The sequence below is a fragment of the Rhizobium sp. ZK1 genome (assembly GCF_047782645.1).
In the GTDB taxonomy this organism is placed as follows: domain Bacteria; phylum Pseudomonadota; class Alphaproteobacteria; order Rhizobiales; family Rhizobiaceae; genus Rhizobium.
Genome location: NZ_CP180588.1, coordinates 57,598 through 78,701 on the forward strand (window position 1 = coordinate 57,598; position 21,104 = coordinate 78,701).

18 protein-coding genes and 2 pseudogenes are annotated in these 21,104 nt (G+C 57.2%); 16 read left to right on the forward strand and 4 right to left on the reverse strand.

Translation table 11 applies throughout. The features are described from left to right. Positions 1 to 37 precede the first annotated feature (37 nt). Complete coding sequence (locus ACK9YZ_RS33360) at positions 38 to 799, reverse strand: GntR family transcriptional regulator (RefSeq protein ID WP_416068677.1); 762 nt, start codon at positions 797 to 799, stop codon at positions 38 to 40. A 25-nt stretch (positions 800 to 824) separates the two neighbouring features. On the opposite strand from ACK9YZ_RS33360, the gene ACK9YZ_RS33365 reads away from it, so the two are divergent. The 10 genes from ACK9YZ_RS33365 to ACK9YZ_RS33410 all read left to right on the forward strand — a co-directional run bounded on the left by ACK9YZ_RS33365 (position 825) and on the right by ACK9YZ_RS33410 (position 11,305). Beyond that, entirely contained in the window at positions 825 to 1,829 is a 1,005-nt protein-coding gene (locus ACK9YZ_RS33365; protein ID WP_416068678.1) for an Ldh family oxidoreductase, read from the forward strand. A gap of 14 nt (positions 1,830 to 1,843) precedes the next feature. Then, positions 1,844 to 3,094: an iron-containing alcohol dehydrogenase gene (locus tag ACK9YZ_RS33370; RefSeq protein WP_416068769.1), complete on the forward strand. Its 1,251-nt coding sequence runs from the start codon at positions 1,844 to 1,846 to the stop codon at positions 3,092 to 3,094. 2 nt (positions 3,095 to 3,096) lie between these two features. Then, complete coding sequence (locus tag ACK9YZ_RS33375; RefSeq protein ID WP_416068770.1) at positions 3,097 to 4,569, forward strand: NAD-dependent succinate-semialdehyde dehydrogenase; 1,473 nt, start codon at positions 3,097 to 3,099, stop codon at positions 4,567 to 4,569. Between the two features lie 49 nt (positions 4,570 to 4,618). Beyond that, positions 4,619 to 5,431 (forward strand): 2-keto-4-pentenoate hydratase, encoded by an 813-nt coding sequence (locus ACK9YZ_RS33380; RefSeq protein WP_416068679.1) that lies wholly within the window; start codon positions 4,619 to 4,621, stop codon positions 5,429 to 5,431. Beyond that, positions 5,374 to 6,648, forward strand: coding sequence for a M24 family metallopeptidase (locus tag ACK9YZ_RS33385; RefSeq protein ID WP_416068680.1), 1,275 nt, complete (start codon positions 5,374 to 5,376; stop codon positions 6,646 to 6,648). Before ACK9YZ_RS33380 ends, ACK9YZ_RS33385 begins: the two co-directional genes overlap by 58 nt. Before the next feature lie 132 nt (positions 6,649 to 6,780). Beyond that, positions 6,781 to 8,028 (forward strand): ABC transporter substrate-binding protein, encoded by a 1,248-nt coding sequence (locus ACK9YZ_RS33390; protein ID WP_416068681.1) that lies wholly within the window; start codon positions 6,781 to 6,783, stop codon positions 8,026 to 8,028. Between the two features lie 57 nt (positions 8,029 to 8,085). Next, entirely contained in the window at positions 8,086 to 8,940 is an 855-nt protein-coding gene (locus ACK9YZ_RS33395) for a branched-chain amino acid ABC transporter permease (protein ID WP_416068682.1), read from the forward strand. A gap of 3 nt (positions 8,941 to 8,943) precedes the next feature. Further along, the gene (locus tag ACK9YZ_RS33400) at positions 8,944 to 9,810 is read left to right on the forward strand and encodes a branched-chain amino acid ABC transporter permease (RefSeq protein ID WP_416068683.1); all 867 of its coding nucleotides are present in this window, start codon (positions 8,944 to 8,946) and stop codon (positions 9,808 to 9,810) included. Beyond that, complete coding sequence (locus ACK9YZ_RS33405; protein WP_416068684.1) at positions 9,807 to 10,577, forward strand: ABC transporter ATP-binding protein; 771 nt, start codon at positions 9,807 to 9,809, stop codon at positions 10,575 to 10,577. Before ACK9YZ_RS33400 ends, ACK9YZ_RS33405 begins: the two co-directional genes overlap by 4 nt. Continuing rightward, complete coding sequence (locus ACK9YZ_RS33410) at positions 10,574 to 11,305, forward strand: ABC transporter ATP-binding protein (RefSeq protein WP_416068685.1); 732 nt, start codon at positions 10,574 to 10,576, stop codon at positions 11,303 to 11,305. Before ACK9YZ_RS33405 ends, ACK9YZ_RS33410 begins: the two co-directional genes overlap by 4 nt. Before the next feature lie 276 nt (positions 11,306 to 11,581). Here the strand turns inward: ACK9YZ_RS33410 and ACK9YZ_RS33415 are convergent. After that, a pseudogene (locus tag ACK9YZ_RS33415) lies at positions 11,582 to 11,884 on the reverse strand (transketolase); the annotation flags it as partial. A 1,109-nt stretch (positions 11,885 to 12,993) separates the two neighbouring features. Between ACK9YZ_RS33415 and ACK9YZ_RS33420 the strand changes: the two are divergent. Both ACK9YZ_RS33420 and ACK9YZ_RS33425 read left to right on the forward strand, forming a co-directional pair. Then, entirely contained in the window at positions 12,994 to 13,284 is a 291-nt protein-coding gene (locus ACK9YZ_RS33420; RefSeq protein ID WP_416068771.1) for a phasin family protein, read from the forward strand. Positions 13,285 to 13,456: 172 nt separating this feature from the next. Next, positions 13,457 to 14,431: a CobW family GTP-binding protein gene (locus tag ACK9YZ_RS33425; RefSeq protein ID WP_416068686.1), complete on the forward strand. Its 975-nt coding sequence runs from the start codon at positions 13,457 to 13,459 to the stop codon at positions 14,429 to 14,431. Here the strand turns inward: ACK9YZ_RS33425 and ACK9YZ_RS33430 are convergent. Next, positions 14,404 to 14,964 carry a tyrosine-type recombinase/integrase gene (locus ACK9YZ_RS33430; protein WP_416068772.1) on the reverse strand — a complete coding sequence of 187 codons (561 nt, stop codon included), beginning with the start codon at positions 14,962 to 14,964 and terminating at the stop codon, positions 14,404 to 14,406. The two genes, ACK9YZ_RS33425 and ACK9YZ_RS33430, sit on opposite strands and share 28 nt — an antisense overlap. Here ACK9YZ_RS33430 and ACK9YZ_RS33435 point away from each other — a divergent pair. From ACK9YZ_RS33435 to ACK9YZ_RS33445, 3 genes and pseudogenes are all read left to right on the forward strand, one after another. After that, positions 14,935 to 15,242: pseudogene (locus ACK9YZ_RS33435) on the forward strand (PfkB family carbohydrate kinase); the annotation flags it as partial. The gene ACK9YZ_RS33430 and the pseudogene ACK9YZ_RS33435 sit on opposite strands and share 30 nt — an antisense overlap. Before the next feature lie 378 nt (positions 15,243 to 15,620). Beyond that, positions 15,621 to 16,652 (forward strand): IS110 family transposase, encoded by a 1,032-nt coding sequence (locus ACK9YZ_RS33440; RefSeq protein WP_099086550.1) that lies wholly within the window; start codon positions 15,621 to 15,623, stop codon positions 16,650 to 16,652. 125 nt (positions 16,653 to 16,777) lie between these two features. Then, positions 16,778 to 17,865, forward strand: a protein-coding gene (locus ACK9YZ_RS33445) for an IS3 family transposase (protein WP_416068687.1) whose coding sequence is annotated in 2 segments (ribosomal slippage) — positions 16,778 to 17,027 and positions 17,027 to 17,865 — 1,089 coding nt in all. Because the reading frame shifts where the segments join, the coding sequence is not laid out codon by codon here. Between the two features lie 398 nt (positions 17,866 to 18,263). Here ACK9YZ_RS33445 and ACK9YZ_RS33450 read toward each other — a convergent pair. Continuing rightward, positions 18,264 to 19,478, reverse strand: a complete 1,215-nt coding sequence (locus ACK9YZ_RS33450; RefSeq protein ID WP_416068529.1) for an IS701 family transposase — start codon at positions 19,476 to 19,478, stop codon at positions 18,264 to 18,266. Between the two features lie 732 nt (positions 19,479 to 20,210). Between ACK9YZ_RS33450 and ACK9YZ_RS33455 the strand changes: the two genes are divergently transcribed. Next, positions 20,211 to 20,954 carry a helix-turn-helix transcriptional regulator gene (locus tag ACK9YZ_RS33455; RefSeq protein WP_416068773.1) on the forward strand — a complete coding sequence of 248 codons (744 nt, stop codon included), beginning with the start codon at positions 20,211 to 20,213 and terminating at the stop codon, positions 20,952 to 20,954. Positions 20,955 to 21,104: the final 150 nt, after the last annotated feature.

A 21,104-nucleotide genomic window follows, 5' to 3' on the forward strand; every position in this document is an offset into this window, starting at 1 on the left:
ATTGTCGGCACTCTATAGCCTCCAGCAGAGGCTGAACTCAGCCTTGGGCATCAGTAAAGAACTTCATGAATCGCTTGCGGGAGCGCTCGATATGATCCCTCATAGCCGCCTCGGCCCCTTTAGGATTCCTGTCTTTGATTGCGGCTAAAATCCGCGCATGCTCCTTGTTTGCATCGGAAGTCGCCCGCGTGTGAAAATAGAGGCGGAAAAGATGCACGTGGGTGTGAAGACGTGCCAGCGCCTCATGAATAAGTCCGTTCCCGCTGCCGACAGCAATTGCATCATGAAAGGCGCCGTCGCTTTGCGCGAAGCGGCTGTAGGCTGAACGCGCATCCTCGTTGCGGATTTGACGCATATCCGAATCGATGGCTTCGAGCGATGTGATGGCCTCGTCAGACATAAGCTTCGCCGCCTGGGCTGCCGCAAATGGCTCCACCAGCATGCGAAGGTCGTAAAGCTGCTCCAACCCCGAAAGATCCATCTGCGGCGCCGCGCTGTACCCGATGAGGTGCGTGTTTACCACCAGCCCCTGAGCTTCAAGCCGTGAAAGCGCTTCACGGATGGGTGTTTGCGAGACGCCGAGTTCCCGCACCAGATTGTCCACGGCAATGCGACCACCAGGCGGGATCTTCAGTGACATGAGCTGTGAGTAGATTGCCCCATAGACCTCATCGGCGAGACGGGTGGGTCGCCGTAGCAATCCTGTGTCGCCGTTCTTCAACTCACCATTCCGATTCGTCATTTTCAAAATTCCTTCTTGACGCAGCAATTTCTTATCAACATAGTGCGGAAAATGCAATCAGATATCCGATCGGATTTGATCTATGATTACGGTTTCCGTGGATAATATTCGTGAAGTTGCCCGGCTGGCTCTCCACCGCGCCGGCGTACCGGAAGAGCACGCATCAGAACAGCTTGATCTCTTGCTGGAAGCCGATTTGAGGGGGGTACCCTCCCACGGACTGTTGCGCCTCAGGCGCATCATTCGCCGGATTGAGAACGGCGTTACGGACCCGCACGCCCGGGGTGAGCATAGATGGCGCAAGGAGGCGTTTCTGGCCGTCGACGGTCAGCGCGGTCTAGGGCCTGTCGTCGCGAACCGGGCGATTACTTCGTTGATAGAGCGTGCGAAGGTCACCGGCATTGCCGTCGCTGCCATCCGCAATTCCAATCACATAGGGATGCTCGGCTGGTACGCAGAGCGTGTCGCAGAACACGGTTTATCGATTATTGCACTGTCAACGAGCGAGGCGCTTGTTCATCCCTGGGGCGGGCGCAAGGCCATGATCGGGACCAATCCGATCGCAATAGGCGTGCCGACGGGTGGCGCTTCCTTCATGATGGATACGGCGACGAGTGTTGTTTCGATGGGCGAGATTCACGATCACGCCAACAGGCGCCAGCCAATCCCCTCTCATTGGGCGCTGGATGAAAACGGAAATCCCACCACAGACGCAGCCGCCGCGAAGAAGGGGGCAATCGCTCCCTTCGGTCAAGCAAAAGGATACGCCTTGGGCCTCGCCTTTGAACTGCTTGTGACAAGCCTGGCCGGAGCCGCGATCGGACGAGACGTCACGGGAACGCTCGACGATACGACGGTGTGCAACAAGGGAGACCTATTCATTGTCATCGACGGTCCGCAGCGGGACCTGCAGGCCTATCTCGAGGCACTCCGCGCGTTGGAGCCAGCAGATGGTTTCCCGGCCGTCGTGATACCTGGAGAGCGGGGGCGAGCTTGTCGCGACCAGCGCCTGAAGGAGGGCGTGCCGCTTGCTGAGGAAGTCTGGCAACAAATTCAAGTTCTAGCCGGCCTTGGTGCTGCTGAATGAAACAGGAGGTTTTATTGACCCTATTTGGAGCCCTGCGCACCCCGCGCAATCTCGTGTTCGGGGCCGGCCAACGCGCCGCCCTACCGGGCTATGCCGCAAAGCTCGGTCGTCGTGCGCTAGTTGTCACGGACGCTCGTTTGAGCAACGAGGCAGATTTTCGCAAGATGGTGGATGCTCTGGCGTCGTCAGGTGTGGCAGTGCACGTATTCGACGGCACCATTGCGGAACTGCCGCTTGAGTGCATCGCTCAGGGTGTGGAAGCCGGCCGCAAATTTGGTGCAGACCTCGTCATCGGCATCGGCGGCGGCAGCTGCCTGGACGCCGCCAAGGTTTGTGCACTGCTTATCGCACACAAGGGTAAGCCCAGCGACTATTATGGCGAGTTCAAGGTCCCCGGTCCCATATTGCCGCTGATTCTTCTGCCAACCACCTCCGGGACCGGCTCTGAGGTAACGCCGGTGGCAGTCATCACAGATCCCGATCGAGCTGTGAAAGTCGGAATTGCAAGTCCGGAACTGATTTGCCACACGGCGATTTGCGATCCAGAACTGACGTACTCCTGTCCGCCCAGCCTCACCGCAGTTTCCGGCGCCGACGCGCTCACACATGCAATCGAGGCCTACACGACCATTCGTCGCACACCGACCGATACGATCGTGCATGATCATGTTTTCCTGGGCAAAAACGCCCTGAGCGATGCCTATGCGCTGATGGCCATATCCCACATCTCTTCCAGCATTAAAAGTGCTTATGATCATGGCGACGATCACACAGCGCGCGAACGCCTGATGCTGGGGGCGACGACAGCAGGTCTTGCTTTCGGGACGGCCGGGACTGCGGCGGCTCACGCCATCCAGTATCCGATTGGAGCCATGACCCACACGGCCCACGGCGCGGGCGTCGCTGTCATGATGCCCTACGTAATGGAGCTGAATCGCAATTTTTGCGAGCCGGAATTGGTCGAGATTGGCAAGGCCATGGGACTTGATCTTCAGGGCCGATCCTCGTTCGACGCTGCCAGCGAGACGATAGATGCGGTTGCAGCACTCTTCGCGTCGATTGGAATCCCGAAGTCGATTGCCGACTTGGGGATCGTGGAGGCTCAGTTGCCGCAAGTTGCCGAACAGGCGATGGGCAGTGCCAGACTGATCAAGAACAATCCGCGCCTCCTCGATCCAACAGTTATGACCAGTCTGGTCGGCGCTGCCTTCACGGGTGATCGAATTGGACTGAGGAACGATGCAAAAGCATGGAAGGTAAATTGACAATGACGCCGACAATCACGTCCCAGATCAGCTTTGACCTCAAACAAGTCCCTACTGACCTCTATATTGCTGGAAAGTGGCGCCCTGGAGCCTCGGCTAGGCGGATTGACGTTCTTGACCCGTCTACCGGTCTTGTCATCTCAGACGTTGCCAATGCAACGATCGAAGATGCTCTAGACGCTGTTCAGGCGGCGTACGATGCGGGACCCGCCTGGGCGGCGACCCCGCCGCGGAGGAGATCAGAGATTCTGCGCCGATGCTTTGAGCTGATGGTCGAGCGAAAGGACATGTTGGCAGAGTTGATCAGCCTCGAAAACGGCAAGGCCTTGAGTGACGCCTACGGTGAAGTGACCTACGCCGCTGAGTTCTTTCGCTGGTTCTCGGAAGAAGCAGTTCGCCTGAACGGCGAAATCTCGACCGCCCCCTCAGGGGCGAACAAGATCGTGGTTCAACATCAACCAATTGGCGTTGCAGTCCTGGTGACACCCTGGAACTTTCCCGCAGCGATGGCGACGCGCAAAATCGCACCGGCCCTTGCCGCCGGCTGCACCTGCGTGCTTAAACCGGCGACAGAGACGCCGTTGACCGCCTATGCGCTTGCCGCACTGTATGCTGAGGCGGGGGTGCCAGATGGCGTTGTCAATGTGATCACGACTGAACGGTCAGGCGCCGTGGTCAGCAAGATGTTGCATGATCCGCGTGTCCGCAAATTGTCATTTACCGGTTCTACTGAAGTCGGTCGAAAGCTCCTGCACGAAGCGGCCGACACAATCATCTCCTGCTCAATGGAACTTGGTGGCAATGCACCATTCATTGTTTTCGATGACGCTGACCTGGATGCCGCCATCGAGGGCGCGATGGTTGCTAAGATGCGCAATGGCGGCGAGGCCTGCACGGCGGCCAACCGCTTCTATGTGCAAACCGGCATCGTCGAGGCTTTCTCGCAAAAGCTTACTGAACGCATGGCGGCACTGACGGTCGGAGCAGGCTACTCCAAATCCACCCAGTGCGGACCGGTCATCAACAGGAAGGCACTTGATCGAATTGGTGGCCTGGTGACGGACGCGACCGAGCGCGGGGGGAAGGTGCTGACGGGAGGCACTGCCCTTGATCAAGACGGCTTCTACTTCCCACCCACGGTTATTCGCGACGTCCCAGCTGATGCGGCGATCGCCAACGAGGAAATCTTTGGGCCGATCGCCGCCTTGAGCACCTTCGAAAGCGAAGATGAGGTTATCGCTGCGGCCAACAACACAGAATACGGCCTGATTGCCTACGTCTTCACGCGTGATCTTGGCCGCGGCCTCCGCGTTTCGGAGAGACTCGAGGCTGGAATGATTGGTCTCAACCGTGGCCTGGCATCAGATCCAGCCGCGCCGTTCGGCGGCGTGAAGCAAAGCGGACTTGGGCGAGAAGGGGCTCATCATGGCATCCTGGAATTTTGCGAGACCAAGTACATTGCTGTGACCTGGTAATAGCTTGAGAAACTCCTGATCCGGGAACAACAAACAAACCGAGGTAAAGATGTCGCTGACAAATCCTATCAGATCTGAAATCGCCGACGAGGTGTTCCGAACGCGTGGTGTGTTGACAGAAGTCGTGCCCTTTTCACAGCGGTACCCTCATTTCGAGCTGGCGGACTCCTATTGGGTGGTGGAGGAAATGCGTCGGAGGCGAGAAGCAAATGGGGAGAAGATCATCGGTCGGAAGATCGGCTTCACCAACTCCGCCGCTTGGGCAGGCTACGGCATCGCGGGGCCGCTCTGGAATTATCTCTATGATACGACGACGTTTGAGCTCAGCGAGACGAGCACCCTTGAGGTCCGCAATTGGCCGAATGTCCGTATGGAGGCGGAGGTTGCGCTGGGTCTCAAGGCTGCGCCCAATACTCAGATGAGCGAAGAAGAGCTGCTGGACTGCGTGGAATGGGCGGCACTCGATTTCGAGGTCTGCACGTCAATCTTTCCAGATTGGCAGTTCAAGGTCGCCGACGGCGCAGCCACTGGTGTGCATGTCGCATTGCTTCTCGGCAAGCGACACCCGATTGCTGGCGACCACGGGAAGTGGGCAGCGCAACTTGAGAGTTTTACTGCCACGTTGTCCAGCGACGAAGGTTCTTCCGCGACCGGAGGCGGAGCTCAAGTGCTTGGGGGCCCGATCAAGGCCTTTCGCTATCTGGTGCGTGAGCTGGAGCGCTTTGGTGGCCAGCCGTTGGCTTCCGGCGACATCGTCACCACTGGTACATTAACGGTCGCTCTGCCTGCCCAATCTGGCCAACGATGGAAGGCGACGACGTCCGGAATCGCATTCGAGGAGATCAGCCTGGATCTTGTCTAGCAGGCACAACCGCCCGCCTGATCAAACAACCGGAAATCAAGAAAGGAAATGAGGGGATGACCTATTTTTCAAGATCCGAAATGTCCCGCCGTATCGAGTCTCTTCGGAAGAAACTCGCTGCCGCAAACATCGACTTCGCGTTCATGCATACGGCTGACAGCGTCTTTTATATGAGCGGTGTCCCGCTGCTTTCGGAGTGGGGCCGACCCATGTGGGCGATACTGCCCGTATCCGGCACCAGCGCCGTTTGCGGGGCAGCGCTCGAACAAGAGACCATGGAAGCTCACAGCGTTTTCGACGAGGTGCTCGCTTATGGGGATGACGAGAATGTCGTCCATACCAGCCTCAGGATGTGCGCCGATTTCATTGCCCGACAGAGTTCAGGCACAGTTCGCATCGGGATCGAGGAAGCGCTGATGCCGGTCGGCATCCATCGCGCTCTGACTGCCAGGTTCTCACAGGCGGAATTTGTTGAGATCAGCCCACTGATTGAGGACCTGCGTCTCATCAAATCCGATGAAGAGGTCCGTCTTCTCGAACTCGGCGGCCAGTTGGCAAAAATTGGCGCAAATGCGTTTCTCGAAGCTCTTCACGAGAACGTCACCGAGCTTGCGGTGGCAGCGCACGCAGTCGCTGAGACGAACAAGGCAATGGGAGCATTGTCCATCAATGGTCTCACGAGCACCTATGCCTACGCCCAGTTTGGCGATCACACACTCACGCCGCATCTGCATCCGACCAGTCGGCGGCTGAAACGTGGCGATCTGATTGCACTGAACATCTTCCCCGTGATGTGGGGCTACTGCACGGAACTTGAACGCACTTTTGTGTTCGGTGAGCCGACGCAGGCTCAGAAGAAGCCGCTCGACGCGGTGAATGAAGCCTTCGATGCCATCAAGCTGGCGCTTAAGCCGGGCGTCACCATGTCAGACATGGCGCTTATGGAACGCGAGATTTTCCGAAAGGTCGATCTTGCCGACTACGTGCGCCACGGAACCGGACACGCGCTCGGTATCATGATCGGTGCTGGCGGACGCGAAGAGCGTGGAGAGTTGCGGATCTACAATTCCGGAAAGCTCATGGCCAACATGGTCAATTCGGTCGAGCCTGCGGTCTACATACCGGGTGTCGGCGGCTTCCGACATTCTGATGTGATGCTCATCACCGAAGACGGTGCCAGGAACACTACCGACTTTCCGCGTAACATCGGTTTTTGAGATGTGGTGAGCGCGGCGCCAGGAGGAATTGCGCCCCATCTAAGAGCAAAGAAGGAGGCAGGATGACGCCGCCCAAGGCGTCTGTCGCAGTGCATCTTAATCAGCATAAATTCAACAGAGGGAACTCAAAAAATGACAAATGCAGAGATGAAATCCACCGGCTGGGCAATGTCTTCACGCCGTCTCTTCCTGGCAGCCTGCGTCAGCGCAGCCGCCATTGCCTCTTTGCTGGGTCCGAGCCCAGCTGCGGCAGACGACAGCGAGATCGTTTTGGGAGCGTTGATGCCTCTTTCTGGCGCGGGCGGTCCATTCGGTCAGGAAATGCTCGCTTCGGCGAAAGTTGCACTCGAGGAGATCAACGCGGCTGGCGGACCCTTGGGCCGTAAGATCAGACTTGTTGAGGAGAACGACGAGACCAACGCTGAGGCTGGCGTTCGCGCTGCGCGCAAGCTCGTTGACGTCGACAAGGTGAGCGCAATTTTCGGAACCTGGGCAAGCAGTGTCACGCTTGCCGTTGCACCCATTGTCCAAGAGAAGGGCTTGATCCTTTTGTCCAATTCGGGTGCGAGCCGCATCACAGAAGTCCAGAAGAAGGGACATGTGTTCCGGCTTGAACCGGACGACCTGCTGTTCGGAAAGGCTTACGCCGAATACGCCGCCCAGCAAGGCTGGAAAAAGGCAGCGGTCCTCGGCTTGAACGTACCCTTCACCCAGAGCACAGTTGACGCTCTGAAGCAGCGCTTCGAAGAGCGCGGCGGCAAGATCACGAGCTTCGTCACGTATAACGAGGAGCAAACGACTTTCACCACGGAAGTTGCGCGCGTCCTGTCTGACCAGCCCGACTTCGTCCACATTTCTGGCTACGAACCGGACACGATCGCGATCCTGAAGGCTGCTTACCAGTCAGGCTTGACAACCCGCTTTATCGTCCCGGGCTTTTCTGTCAGTGCCGACTTGATCAAGAATGCCGGTCCTGCAGCGGACGGCCTGCTTCTGGTCGAAGAGGGCGTTTCCGAGGACTCGCCCGCCTATCAGCGGCTCGCGAAACAGCTAGGCTCTGATCGCTACTACTCCTTCGGCGCGCAGGCCTATGACGAAATGGTCATTCTTGCGCTTGCGATCGAAGCGGCAAAGTCGACAGACGGCAAGGCGCTTGACAAGGCGATCCGTGAGATCACCGGCACTGGCGGCACCAAGGTCACGTCGTTTGCTGAAGGGGTGGCAGCGCTGCGAAAAGGTGAGCGCATCGACTACGACGGTGCGTCGGGACCGCTCGACTTCGATGCCAACGGCAACATTGCAAAGGCGAACTTCCGCGTTTCCGAGGTCAAGGACGGCAAGACCGCTCCTGTCGGGAAGATCAGCGAAGTGCAGTTTTAATCGCACCGATCAAGGCGCCGCATTGGTGCGGCGCCTTCAGCCGAAGGTAACGCCACGATGGAATTCAAGATCTACCTCATCTCGGCGCTCGTGATGGCTGCGATATGGAGTCTGCCGGCGGCAGCCATTTCGCTCATCTACGGTGTGCTGCGCTATCCCAATTTTGCAATCCCCGAGTTCATGACGCTCGGTGCCTATCTCACGCTTCTTCTCTGCGGTTTCTCATTGCCGCTGTGGACGGCTGGGCTTCTGGCGGCGGTCGTTACAGGCCTTATTGCGCTTGCAGTCGACCAGACGGCTTTCCGTTTCGTGCGCAAGGCTGGAATTCTCCCGCCGGTGCTGCTTTCCTTGGGGCTGATGCTGGTCCTGCAAAATTTCGTCCGTTTCGGATGGGGCAACGGAAATCTGCAGTTCCCGATCCTGCCGATGCGACCGTTCATCATTGCCGGCTTCATCATCACCCCGGTGCAAGCAGCAATTATCGGGCTTGTCATCGTCATTCTCGCAGGGATTTTCCTGGGCCTGCGCTACACCGAGTTTGGTCGCGCGGTACGAGCAACGTCGACCAATCCCGAGCTTGCCATCGTAACAGGTGTCCAGCCTGAACGGGTTTATGGCGCCGTCTTGTTTGCAGCCGGCTTCCTCGCTGCCGTCGGCGGAATTGTGCTGGCGACCGAGACGTCTCTTAATCCGCTTCTTGGCTGGCGCGTCCTGATACCCCTTTTCGCAGTCGCGATCCTGGGCGGTCTTGGGAGCGTTGTCGGTGCAGCACTTGCCGCGGTACTGGTGGGCCTGACGTCAGAGTTCAGCCTCTTCATCCTGCCATCGAGCTACAAAACCGCGCTGGCATTTCTCGTACTTACCCTCGTCTTGCTGGTTCGCCCAAGCGGCCTTGTGAAATCCAGGAGCTAAGCCATGATCGACTATCTCATCGCGATCCTGATTTTTGCGGGCATCTACGGATTTGTGGCGCTAGGTCTCAACATCCAATGGGGCCTGACCGGGCTTATCAATCTGGGTCAGGTCGCATTCTTCGCAGTTGGCGCGTACACGTTTGCCCTTCTTTCGAAAGCGGGCGTCCCCTTTCTGCTGGCGGTCGGAGTGGCGACGGCCTTGAGCGGCGTCTTCGGTGCTGCCGTTGCAATGTTCACACCGCGTCTGCGCGAGGATTACCTCGCCATTGTAACACTCGGTTTCAGCGAGTTCGTCAGGTTGGTCCTGCTGAATGAGAAATGGCTGGCGGGGGGACCTGACGGGATTGCAGGCGTACCGCGTCCCGCATCATTCCCCGGACTTGGATCGGAGACTTCCTTTCTGGTCGTCACGGCACTCGCGCTTGCGCTCGCCTTCTGGTTCACCCGGCGTATCGAGCGTTACCCCATCGGGCGGACGCTCAAGGCGATCCGGGAAGACGAGGGCGTTGTCACCTCCGTCGGCAAGGTCGCACTGGCATACAAGACAAAAGCATTCCTGTTGGGCGCAGCTTTGGCTGGCTTGGGTGGTGCGTTTTTTGCCAGCTACCTCAGCTACATCTCGCCGGATATGTTTGGTCCGAACGTGAGCATTTACGTCCTTGCGGCCGTCTTGATTGGCGCACAGGGCTCGAGCGTGGCAACTCTCCTGAGCACGGCTCTGGTTGCTGCGCTTCTTGAAGGGACGCGCCTGCTCAAGGACTACATCACATTTGTCGATGGTGTGGAATTGGCGGCTCTGCGCCTGATGGTGCTCGGACTTGCACTGATCGCGATCGTAATGGTTCGCTACCGCCCGGGGAGGGCATGATGAAACAGATACTCGAGATCAAGGACGTCAGCCGGCGTTTTGGAGGCCTGCAGGCCGTCAACAAATGCCGGTTCTCCGTCCGCGCCGGCAGCATAACCGGGCTCGTCGGGCCGAACGGAGCCGGAAAGTCCACCCTTTTCAGTTTGGTCAGTGGTTTCGTTCGCCCCGACAGCGGCGAGGTCCTGTTCGATGGGAACCACATCGAAAAGCTGAGCGCGCACGATATCGCCCGGCTCGGCCTTCGCCGCACGTTTCAGATTCCGCGCGAACTTAAACAGATGACCGTGCTTGAGAACCTCCTGCTGGTGCCCGAGGGGCAGTTCGGCGACCAGGTGCGGTCGGTCCTCTTGCCCGGCAAGCGCGTTCGCGACGAGGAAAGGATCAACCTGCAGAAGGCGCAGGGGGTCTTGGATATGGTCGGCTTGGGTGAAAAGGCTCAACACCCGGCAGCCCTACTTTCGGGTGGTCAGAAAAAGCTTCTTGAACTTGCCCGCTGCCTGATGGCTGACCCAAAGCTGTTGTTGCTCGATGAGCCTACCGCCGGAGTCAATCCGACCCTCATACGACATCTGATGGCGGTTCTCAGGCGCATTCATGCCTCTGGTGTGACGCTGTTGATCATCGAGCACAACATGACGGTCATCATGGAACTGTGCGAGCGGGTGATCGTCATGGACAGGGGGCAGGTAATTGCCGCAGGCACGCCTGTTGAGATTCAATCGAACAAGGAAGTGCTGGACGCCTACCTTGGAGGGGTGAGCGCATGAACAAGAAGATCATTTTAACAGCCGAGTCCCTTGTCGCCGGTTACGGCGAGATGCAGATCTTGCATGGAGTGAGCCTAGAGTTGGCCGCAGGTGAGATCGTCACCATTATCGGTCCGAATGGTTGCGGTAAGTCAACTTTACTGAAGACACTTGCGGGCCTGTTGAAGCCCAAAGGGGGAACCATCAAGCTTAAGGGGATCGATATCACCCACGCTCCGACGCGTGATCGTTTGCGCTCCGGTCTGGGATATGTCCCTCAGGTGCGCAATGTCTTCGCCACGATGAGCGTCGAAGAAAACCTGCGTATGGGTCTTTTTGCCGTCCCGGGTTCGGTCAAGGAGCGGCAGGCGGTGGTGCGTGAAATTCTGCCCAACCTGGCCGATTACTGGACAGCGACCGCTGGTAAGCTAAGCGGTGGCCAGCAGCAGGTCGTGGCGCTCGGCAGAGCGCTCATGGCTGGACCCTCGGTCTTGCTGCTTGACGAACCAAGCGCTGGCCTGTCGCCAAAGGCAACAGACGAAGTATTCCAGCACATACGCGAGATAAGTCATAGACAAGGCGTCGGCGTGCTGCTGGTTGAGCAGAATGCTCATAAGGCGCTGGAGATTTCCGATCGCTGCTACATTCTTGCAGAGGGAAAAAACCAGATTGATGGGAGCGCCGAGAGCATCATGAACAATCCCGTCGTCGGAAAGATCTATCTCGGCGCCCACGCTGAAGCAGTTTGAAGGACGGTCAGGTGCGGCCGCAGCCGCCAGCTTCTGAAGTTTTCGACTTTGTCGAGAAAGCGGAAGCAGCGCGATCCGTTGACTGCTCAAGCGGCTGCTAACGGTAGCCGCTTGATAGATTCTCTAAGACGAACTCTCTTTGGACACCAGCGGACTGCAAATCTGGACGCCCAGCGCCCAGCAAGCTCTAAAGGAGGATCGATTACCTAAATCAGTCTTCCGCTGAACCAGGGATATCACCGGACAGGAGCTGTTTCGAAAGCCCGAAGCGCAATTTCATGAAAGCGCCTGCAGATAGCGGGGGACCCTTCCGTTGCTGGCAGCTTGAGCCGCGTGCATGATCGCATTTGTATCAAGACCATGATGCCGATAAAGGTCTGCAATTGTGCCGGTCTGGCCGAAATGTTCGACCCCCAGCGACTTGACGCGGTGACCATTGACCCCCCCAATCCAGGAGAGCGTGGCTGGGTGGCCATCGATCACCGTGACGATCCCGCAATCCCGTGACAAAGGCGCCAGCAGGCGTTCAATATGGCTCATCGCCCCGGGACGCGACCTAAATAAGCTGGTGCAAGGTGTGCGAGTGCTCGGGGAAGTAATGGCTGATTGATTGCGCCCGCCCGGTAAGCGGCTGAGGGGGGCGAAGCCCGGAAGGGGTTGTGATTGGCTGCCAATCCATGGTGATGCTCCACTTTGGCAGATACTCTATACTGATTGTCAGTCCATTGAAGTACAGCCAAACGTCTTTACGCTAACTTACCCTCACAGAGATCAATGCTGCGCTCATATCCGCGCCTTGTGACGGAGTACCGGCCTTTTCCAGCAACTTTGCCGCAAGCAGGCAAGCAAAATCGGTATACGCAATTGGCAAGGCCAACCGTGCGCTCAGTGTTTGGTCAAACATCCACACCGGAACTTGGAGCAACCGGCATGACATCGAACCCGGTAAGCTGCAGCGGAACACAGCAGACCCCTTGTCCACCAGTCCATGGGTATGGACATGCCGCCCAGACCAAGGGTGCCACGGATATAGAAGCTCTCGAACCTCGGTCCCGTGGGTGTTCAGTCGCCCTGTTGTACAACGAGGTTCGCCCTCACAGCGCCATCGGGAACAAACCGCCGATATCGCTCATGAACGGCTCCCGCGCACCCGGTCCGCCATGAGCAATACCCTACGGGAAATCCCAGCCGGGTGGTCCAAAATCGGGTTCCACTTCATGAAAACCCAAGACTCTCCCGAAAGCTGGAGGGAATATAGGTCTCAGGTCAAAGACGTCAGGCTTACACCTTGGCTGAGATGCTACACATGCGTCGTGTTTGTCGGCTCTCCGCCGCACGGATAGACTTACGTGTCTTGGGCAAACGGCTGATATCAAAGCAAAAATCCTCTTCCTGCTCTCAGTCTCACGCGTTGGCACAAATCTTGAAGTATATGGTGAGCCGATCGGCGGTGCGCCGATCACAACAAGGAAAAAAACGGGAAACAGTCACGACCGTTTCCTCCCTTTTGGTCATTCATCGGAGATAAGTCAATGGTCAGGATCTCAGATAACTCCAACCCCACTGAAAGAATCGACAGCCGTTCCCCTGAAGCGACTGGATACCCTCGCGTCGCTGCCACGAGCCCAACCGCAAGCCTGGAGGGCGGCATTCAGACCCTCACCTCAAGCGCTCGCGCAGGTCAAGAAATGCAGAAACAGATCTCAGAAATCACAGTTCGGGCTAACAATGAACTATCGTTGCGATCAACAGCAGCCCTGCAAGCGACTATCGAGGCCGATCTAGGTCACCTTCAGGCGTTAGCTGCAGCAAAAACGCCCTCTCAGATTTTCGAACTCCAATCGAAGTTCGTCCGGGAACGACTCGAACTAACCTTCGGCCATGCGAGAGATTTTCAGGCCATAGCGTCGAAATTTCTAATAGACATAAACAAGTCATTGAGAGGAATGTTCGACACATCCTCCCTACCTTCGGAATAGCCGCGCGGGTTGCCCGGCACTTAGCCGCCTGTCATGCCGTCCGAATCTGCTCGGCATCCAGGACAGGGCAGAGAACGCAAACAGCGAGGAATGAAATCGGTCATTCCTCGGGCTCCCACAATGCGCCTCCGATCGGGGCAGATCGGATGTTGCTGCAGTATTGGAGGCTGTCATGGAAAGACTCAAGGCGACCATTCTGACCGGCTTTCTTGGGGCTGGCAAGACAACGCTGCTCAACCGAATTCTGGCCGAGCGGCATGACGAACGCATTGCCGTGGTCATCAATGAATTTGGTGACGTCGGTATCGATGGCAGGCTTCTCATCGAAACAACGGCGCACGTTGTAGAACTGAACAACGGCTGCATCTGCTGCACGGTTCGTGACGACCTGATCGGCGCACTTCACGATATCCTCGCATCCGATCGCGTCTTCGATCGCATTGTCATCGAAACCTCGGGTTTGACCTGGCTCGCGCCTGTTATCGAGTCCTTCGTAGTGGACGAGGTCTTGTCGAAGTATGTTCAACTCGATGCGATTGTCGTTGTGGTCGATGCTCATCATGTCAGTCGGCAGTTCGGCCACGACGAAGCCACTCTGCAGATTAGCCTTGCCGATGTCATCCTACTCAATACAACCGACCGCGTCTCCAGCAACGAGCCTGCTGTGGTTGAGAGACGCGTCCGACAGCTTAATCCGCTGGCTCGGCTCCTTCGGACGAAGGATTGTGAAGTCTCTATGGGCGCTGTTTTGGACATTGGCGCTTTCGATCTCAAGAACGTCTTGTCGAAAGTGCCATTCATCCTCGAGAACCATTATCATGAACATGACCAAAACCTTTCTTGTGTCGCGCTGCGGCAAGCGGAACCGCTGGATCCGACAGCCTTCGATAGCTGGCTGAAGCACCTCGCGCAGGTGAAGGGAACCGACATGCTGCGTATAAAAGGGGTGGTGAATTTCCCTGGCGCAGCCTACCGTTATGTCTTGAACGGCGTTTATCTGATGCGCGAATTGCGTGCTGGAAAACCATGGAGGGAACATCCCCGCCTCACCGAGATCGTCTTGATTGGTCGAGATCTCGATGAGTCAGAGCTGCGCCGTGGGCTCCAGAGGTGCTCCCCTCAAGGGATTGCAACCTTGACGAATTGAAGAACTGCGCCCTCACTGGTTTGCGGTCGCGTTAGTTTCAAGCGCCGCTCCGACCTGATGCAGAGGCCGGAGCGGCGCTTTTCGAGAAGGTAGCTGTCGCCGCGGATGGTATTCAACGTTGATTGGTGCAGCAGGCGATTGAATATCGCGGTGACGATCGCATTCTTCCGCGGAGTTGTTTGAGGTGTCGATGCGTGCATCGGTACAAGACGTGACTTTCTGAACTTCGTTCCGCGGATCGTCAACACCGCAGCGTCGAAATCAACATCCGCGAGCTTGAGGTTGCGCGCCTCGCCGAGCCGAAAACCGGAAACGCTCAGCAGCCCGAACAGGCAATAATATGTCCATGGCCTGAGGTTGCAGCGGGTATATCGACGGCATCTCCAGAGCGGCCGACAGGAGGCGTTGGATGTCTTCCTCGAATAGAGATATGGTCGAGCCCGCTTCGGGCGAGAGGAAGCAAGCTGCTTGGGGAATCTGAGTTCGCGGATCGGCGGCGGCTCGAGGAAGCGCTCGATGCCGTTCGCAAGGATTGCAACATTGGCGTTGTGACACGCGCCGAAAGAGGATCATTGATCGTTTGCGGGAAGGAGACAGTGATCATCAAGGCGACGGACATCACAGAACTGGTCGACACGACAGGGGCCGGGAACTTCTACGCTGCCGGCTTCCTCTACGGCTATACGAGCGGGCGTAGCCTCAAGGTTTGCGGTGATCTGGGATCCTTGGCGGCAGGACTCGTTATTCAACAGATCCGTCCGCCCTCGGCAAAATCTCCGCCGCGAGGCTTGAGCAGGCAGGGTTGCTGTAACGCCAGCGAACCTGCTGTTTTCTTTCGTGGGTGAGGAGAATAGCATAGCACCATTTGGGCAGTTCTTGCACGCCAGTGACCTGACCGCACGGGGCGGCGAGTTAATTTGTGTCATGACTGGATCATTCTGCAATTGAAGCGTGGGAGGATTGGACCAAGCCGCTGAGGGGGGAGTCGGCGCGTGCGGGGGCTTCGTCGCGGCATCGAAGGCGCCGATCCGTTGATCGAGCTGAGTAAATGCTTGCAGCATGTCGCCAACTAGATGCCGTAATGGGCCGGCGTCTCATGAGTAGCCAGTTGGGTGGCTGTCCCTCAGAATGATGATGTTTGGAAACGAGGTCCGAGCGATCGGCCTCAAGCATCATGAGAGGAACAGCCATGGAATATTATGCAGGAATCGACGTCTCGCTGAAAGAGAGCAGCGTGTGCGTGGTCGACGCGACGGGCAAGTTGGTTCGCGAGGTCAAGGTAGGCAGCGAGCCTGAATGCCTGGTCGGGTATTTTGATCAACTGGACTTTCCGGTAGAGCGCATCGGCCTTGAAGCGGGGCCGTTGTCCCAATGGCTACACGCGGCTCTCGTTGCTGCGGGTCATGAGGTGGTTTTGCTGGAAACGCGGCATGTGAAGGCGGCGCTTTCGGCGATGACGGTGAAGACCGACCGCAAGGATGCACGGGGGATCGCGCAACTGCTCCGCATGGGGTGGTATCGTCCGGTCCACGCCAAATCGTCGCCGGCCCAGGACACTCGGGCTCTCCTGGTTGGCCGCAAGCTTCTGCAATCCAAGCTGCTCGACGTCGAGCTCAGCATCCGGGGTATCCTGCGTGGCTATGGATTAAAGGTCGGCGAAGTCAGCCGAGGGCGTTTCGAGGCGCGCATCCGCGAACTGATTGCAGGGCATGCGATATTGTCGATGGTGATTGACGCGATGCTGACGGCGCGAGCAGCGCTGTGGAGCGAATTTACGAAGCTGCACCGCGAGATGCTCAGGATCGCCCGCGCCGACAGAGTTTGCCAACGGCTGATGAGTGCGCCGGGTGTCGGTGCCTTGGTTGCGCTGACCTACCGCTCCGCGGTCGATGATCCAGCCCGGTTCGAAAAGTCCAGCACAGTGGGTGCCTACTTCGGGCTGACGCCGAAGAAATATCAATCCGGCGAAACTGATCGCGATGGCGGTGTCAGCAAGGTCGGCGACGCGATGGTGCGAACCGCATTGTTCGAGTCTGCGCACATAATGCTGACGCGGGCGACGCGCTTTTCCAGTCTAAAGCGCTGGGCGCTCGATGTGGCCAGGCGTCGCGGGATGAAGCGCGCGAAGGTTGCCCTCGCACGCAAACTGGGTGTCGTACTTCACCGCATGTGGATGGATGCGACGGACTTTCGCTGGAGCGCAAACCCTATGGCGGCATGAAGAGAGCTACGTGATTGACGCGGGCAAGTGCAAGGCTTGCGTCTGATGAGGTCCGGTAATCCCCCCGCCAATTAACGGGCTTCAAAAGTAGAATTTTCTCGGGCTTTATGAACGAGGAGATTTTGATGAAGACGAGCAGATTTAGCGAACCCCAAATCCTTGCCATCCTGCGCCAGGCAGAAGGCGGCGTTCCGGTGCCGGAGTTATGCCGGGAACATGGAATGAGCACCGCCTCCTTTTACAAGTGGCGTTCGAAGTATGGCGGTATGGACGCCTCTATGATCAGCCAGATGAAGGCTCTGGAGGATGAGAACCGTCGGCTGAAGAAGATGTATGCGGAGATGAGCATGCAGGCGGAACTGCTGAAGGAGGCTTTGGGAAAAAAATGACACGGCCATCTCAACGCCGAGAGATGGCCGGGAAAGCTGTGGCGTTGCGCGGGGTGAGCATTGCACTTGCCTGCCGCACCTTCGAGGTCAGCGAGACCTGCTATCGTTACAGCGCCAAGCTGAACGACGAGAACGAGCAGATCGCCGATCTCCTGATCGGGCTGACGCGGGCAAAGAAGACCTGGGGCTTTGGCCTGTGCTTTCTATACCTGCGGAATGTCCGAGGACATCGCTGGAACCACAAGCGCGTCTACCGCATCTACCGCGAGCTGGAGTTAAACCTCAGGATCAAGCCACGCAAGCGTTTGAGGCGGGACAAACCCGACGCTCTGACTGTGCCGGATGCGCCTAACCTGGTCTGGTCAATGGATTTCATGGCGGATCGTTTGGAGGATGGTCGGCAATTCCGACTGTTGAATGTCCTGGACGACTTCAACCGCGAGGGACTGGGCATCGAGGTGGACTTTTCGCTGCCTGCTGAACGCGTCATCCGCAGCCTGAACCAGATCATCGAATGGCGAGGCAGACCATTCGCCATTCGTGTGGATAACGGACCTGAGTATGTCAGCGGCAAACTGATGGAATGGGCCGAAAAGCAAGGAATTGCCTTGAGCCACATTCAGCCCGGAAAGCCGCAACAGAATGCCTATGTCGAGCGCTACAACCGCACCGTCCGACATGAATGGCTTGATCAACACATCATCGAAAGCATTGAGGAGGCGCAGGAATTCGCCACGCAGTGGCTATGGACCTACAACAACGAACGGCCCAATATGGGCATCGGCGGCATCACACCCGCCCAGAAACTGAAAATGGCCGCGTGAATTCTACTGCGAAGCCCCGTTCAAAACGGGGGGATTACCGTCCCGTCGCTGGGACGCAGGCTTGGCAAGGTCGTGTGTAGTGCTGTGACCGCTTCGGCGAAGCACGCTTTCTAGATTGACCTGTCGGCTTGTTGATCTGATGGCATAGTGTGGCGGTCTTCGTGCTGACCACGGACAGAAGCATGGCCTCAGCGACGAGATAATCATTCAGAGGGACTTGACGAACAAAGGCCCATTACAGAAGCATTACAGTTGCATTTTAGTTTTCAGATGAGCTCGTCGAGCGGCGGCCTGATGGGCTCGCCTCCAGCATGACCATGCGATGATGTAGGCTGGCTTTATGCGACGCTTGGCAAGCCTGGTGGCAATGCGCCGGATTTCCTGGACGGACCAGCGGATCAGATCTTGATGGTCGGCATCCTCGGTCTTTTTTGGGGTGTCGCGTCGTTGGCGCGGTACCGGATCACTGCCAGCATGGCGAATGCGAGCATGACGAGGGAGACGTGGCGATGCCAGCCATGCCATGATCGGGTCTCATTGTGATCGAGACCAAGCTCGTTTTTGGCAGTCTCGAAGCTGTCTTCGATCGCCCAACGATGGCCTTCCACCGTCACCAGCTTTTCCATGGACGTGCCAACCGGGCACCATGTGGAGAAGAAAGCAAGATCGCCATCGGCGATGCTGCGGCGGATCAGCAGTCCGCGTGTCCAGATACCGGGGAATGCCGCGTCGAAAACATCGGCGTCGAGATCGGCCAGTTCGAGATATGCCCAATCATGCAACCGTGCGCCTTTTGTGCCATCGCCTGCCGACAGGCGTCGCCAGAAATTCTCAGGCAGGGCTTCAGCGATGTCCTTCGCCGTGCCGGCCACAGCAAGCGGCTTACCCCAGGAGCGGAAGGGATGGTTGGCGTTCACGCCCAGCACATAGCCCTTGGCGGCTCGCTTGAGTGCCATTTCGATGTCGCCCACGCCATAAACACTATCGGCAGCCACCCAGGAAAACGGCGCATCCGAAGCGATCGCCCGCTCGATCATCGTGAGCGCCAATGCCGGCTTGGTCAGAAAGCCGATATTGTCCGGCACATGGGTCCTGGCCATACGTTCCCGGTCATCCGTCCAGGCTTTCGGCAGATAGAGTGCCCGGTCGATGAAGGCATGACCATGCAGGGAGACATACGATGCGAACACGCCGATCTGGCAATTGGTGATCTTGCCCGCCGAACCTGTATATTGCCGACCGACCCCGCAGGACGCCTTGCCTTGCTTGAGAAAACCAGTCTCGTCGATCACCAGGACTGCATCAGGATCAGCCAGTGTCTCAAGGACATAGCCACGAACGATGTCGCGCAAAGCATCCGCATCCCAGTGTCCCCGGCCCAAAATCGCCTGTTGCCGCCACGGGCCGGGATCGCCAGCCGCTTCCGCGCGCATCCATCCCGTCTTGCGCCGCTCGTCACCCAGCAAGCCGTCCAGAAAAAGGTTTGCCGATGCGGCAACGCGCTCCTGCGTAAACAATCCGCTCATACGACCCTTCACCTCGCGCAGCGAGGATGCCCAAAGCTCCAGCGTCGTCTCTATCGATGCACCAATCATCCATGACCTCCGAATCATGGAGACCTATAGATTCAGGCAATGCAAATAAATGCAACTGTAATGTTAGGCCCCTCGGCTAACACTCTTCTGACGCGAGAAGAAATTCTCCCTGCCTGAAGCAAGGCATGACGAAACGGCGCGCCGCGTAATGGACGGAGCTCGCCGTAGCGATTGGTGATGCGCAACCACCTTCCGGCGCGGTCGCGATCTCGCTGCTTGGTCAGGTTTTGCTCCGCGCGGATGACCAGTAAGTGCGCAGTCTAGTACCACGAGCGCGATCTGTGTAAATTTCGTAGCGCCGCCGATTGTGCAGTTCCGCTTTGTCGTGGTCCGCCCGTCATCGACATGTCCGATACTCCTGTCGCCTTTGTCTGTATTGAGACGCAGGCGTATGTGATACGCGCTCCCTGATTATTGAGCCAACCGGCCGAAAAGTAACCATAAAGCGTTCGATTTGACTAAAGCAGCCGTAATTGGCACGAGCCTTGAATCTTCCAATCGGCGGCGGCGAGTTGCCGAGCTGTTTTATATCGCCGAACTCCAAGTGATGGGCCGAGGAGGGGAGGAACATGTGAGTGCTACGTGAGATCGGGCTACGGAAAGAGGCGATCGGCGAGTCCACCGCCTCGCGAATTCTGAACGACCTACAGTCTCACTGGAATACACACGTCACCACGCAGCTAGTGCTTCAAACGGTGCGTAACTGATTATATACTGTGGTCACCTTGGAACAACGCGATGGAGCTCAAAGTGAACGGAGAAATCTCGGCGATCTCAAATGTAATGTCGGATTTTTTTTCAGAGACATCTAGCGCGACAAGCAAGGACGCCCTGTTGTTATCATTTGGCAAGATTTCACGATACTTTGGATTTACCAGCTTTGCGATCTCCGGGATACCATCGCCTAACGAGCGTATCGATCCCTATTTGTTTTTCAGCGATTGGTCAGGGGAGTGGTTCGACCGCTATTTGGAAGGCAACTTCGTACACATCGACCCAGTGGTCCACCTCAGCAAAACATGCGATCGCGCATTTATATGGTCGGAGGTTCTGATAAATCAAAAGCTCGATCGACAGGGCCGGCGGGTCATGAACGAGGCTAGCGAATTCAAGATGATCGATGGCTACACCATTCCTTTGCATACCGCCGCTGGATTTCAGTCGATAGTCAGCTTTGGAGCTGAAAAGGTGGACTTATCGAACACCGCTAGAAGAGCTCTGTATGTGTTATCAGCTTACGCGCATAGTTTGCTTCGTGATCAGATCGTGAAAGACGCGAAACAAAAGGCTAAAGAACTTCCTAGGATTACAGCAAGAGAGCGCGAGATCATACATTGGTGCGCCGCTGGTAAGACGGCGATAGAGATCGCTAAGATCCTGGGGCGATCGCATCGAACAATTCAAAATGAGGTTTTCAACGTTCAACGAAAGCTCGATGTCGTAAATACACCTCAGATGGTCGCCGAAAGTTTTCGGTTCGGAATAATTCGCTAAAGTCAATGCCAGAGGCACAACTGCTCAAATGCGGCGATACCCAAGGCGCTATATGGAGTGACGCTTAGTTTTGACGCTATCAGTGAATCTGTGCGCAATTGATGGAGCAAGTTCCGGGCTGGCCTATATTAAACGGCGAGTAGATGCCGA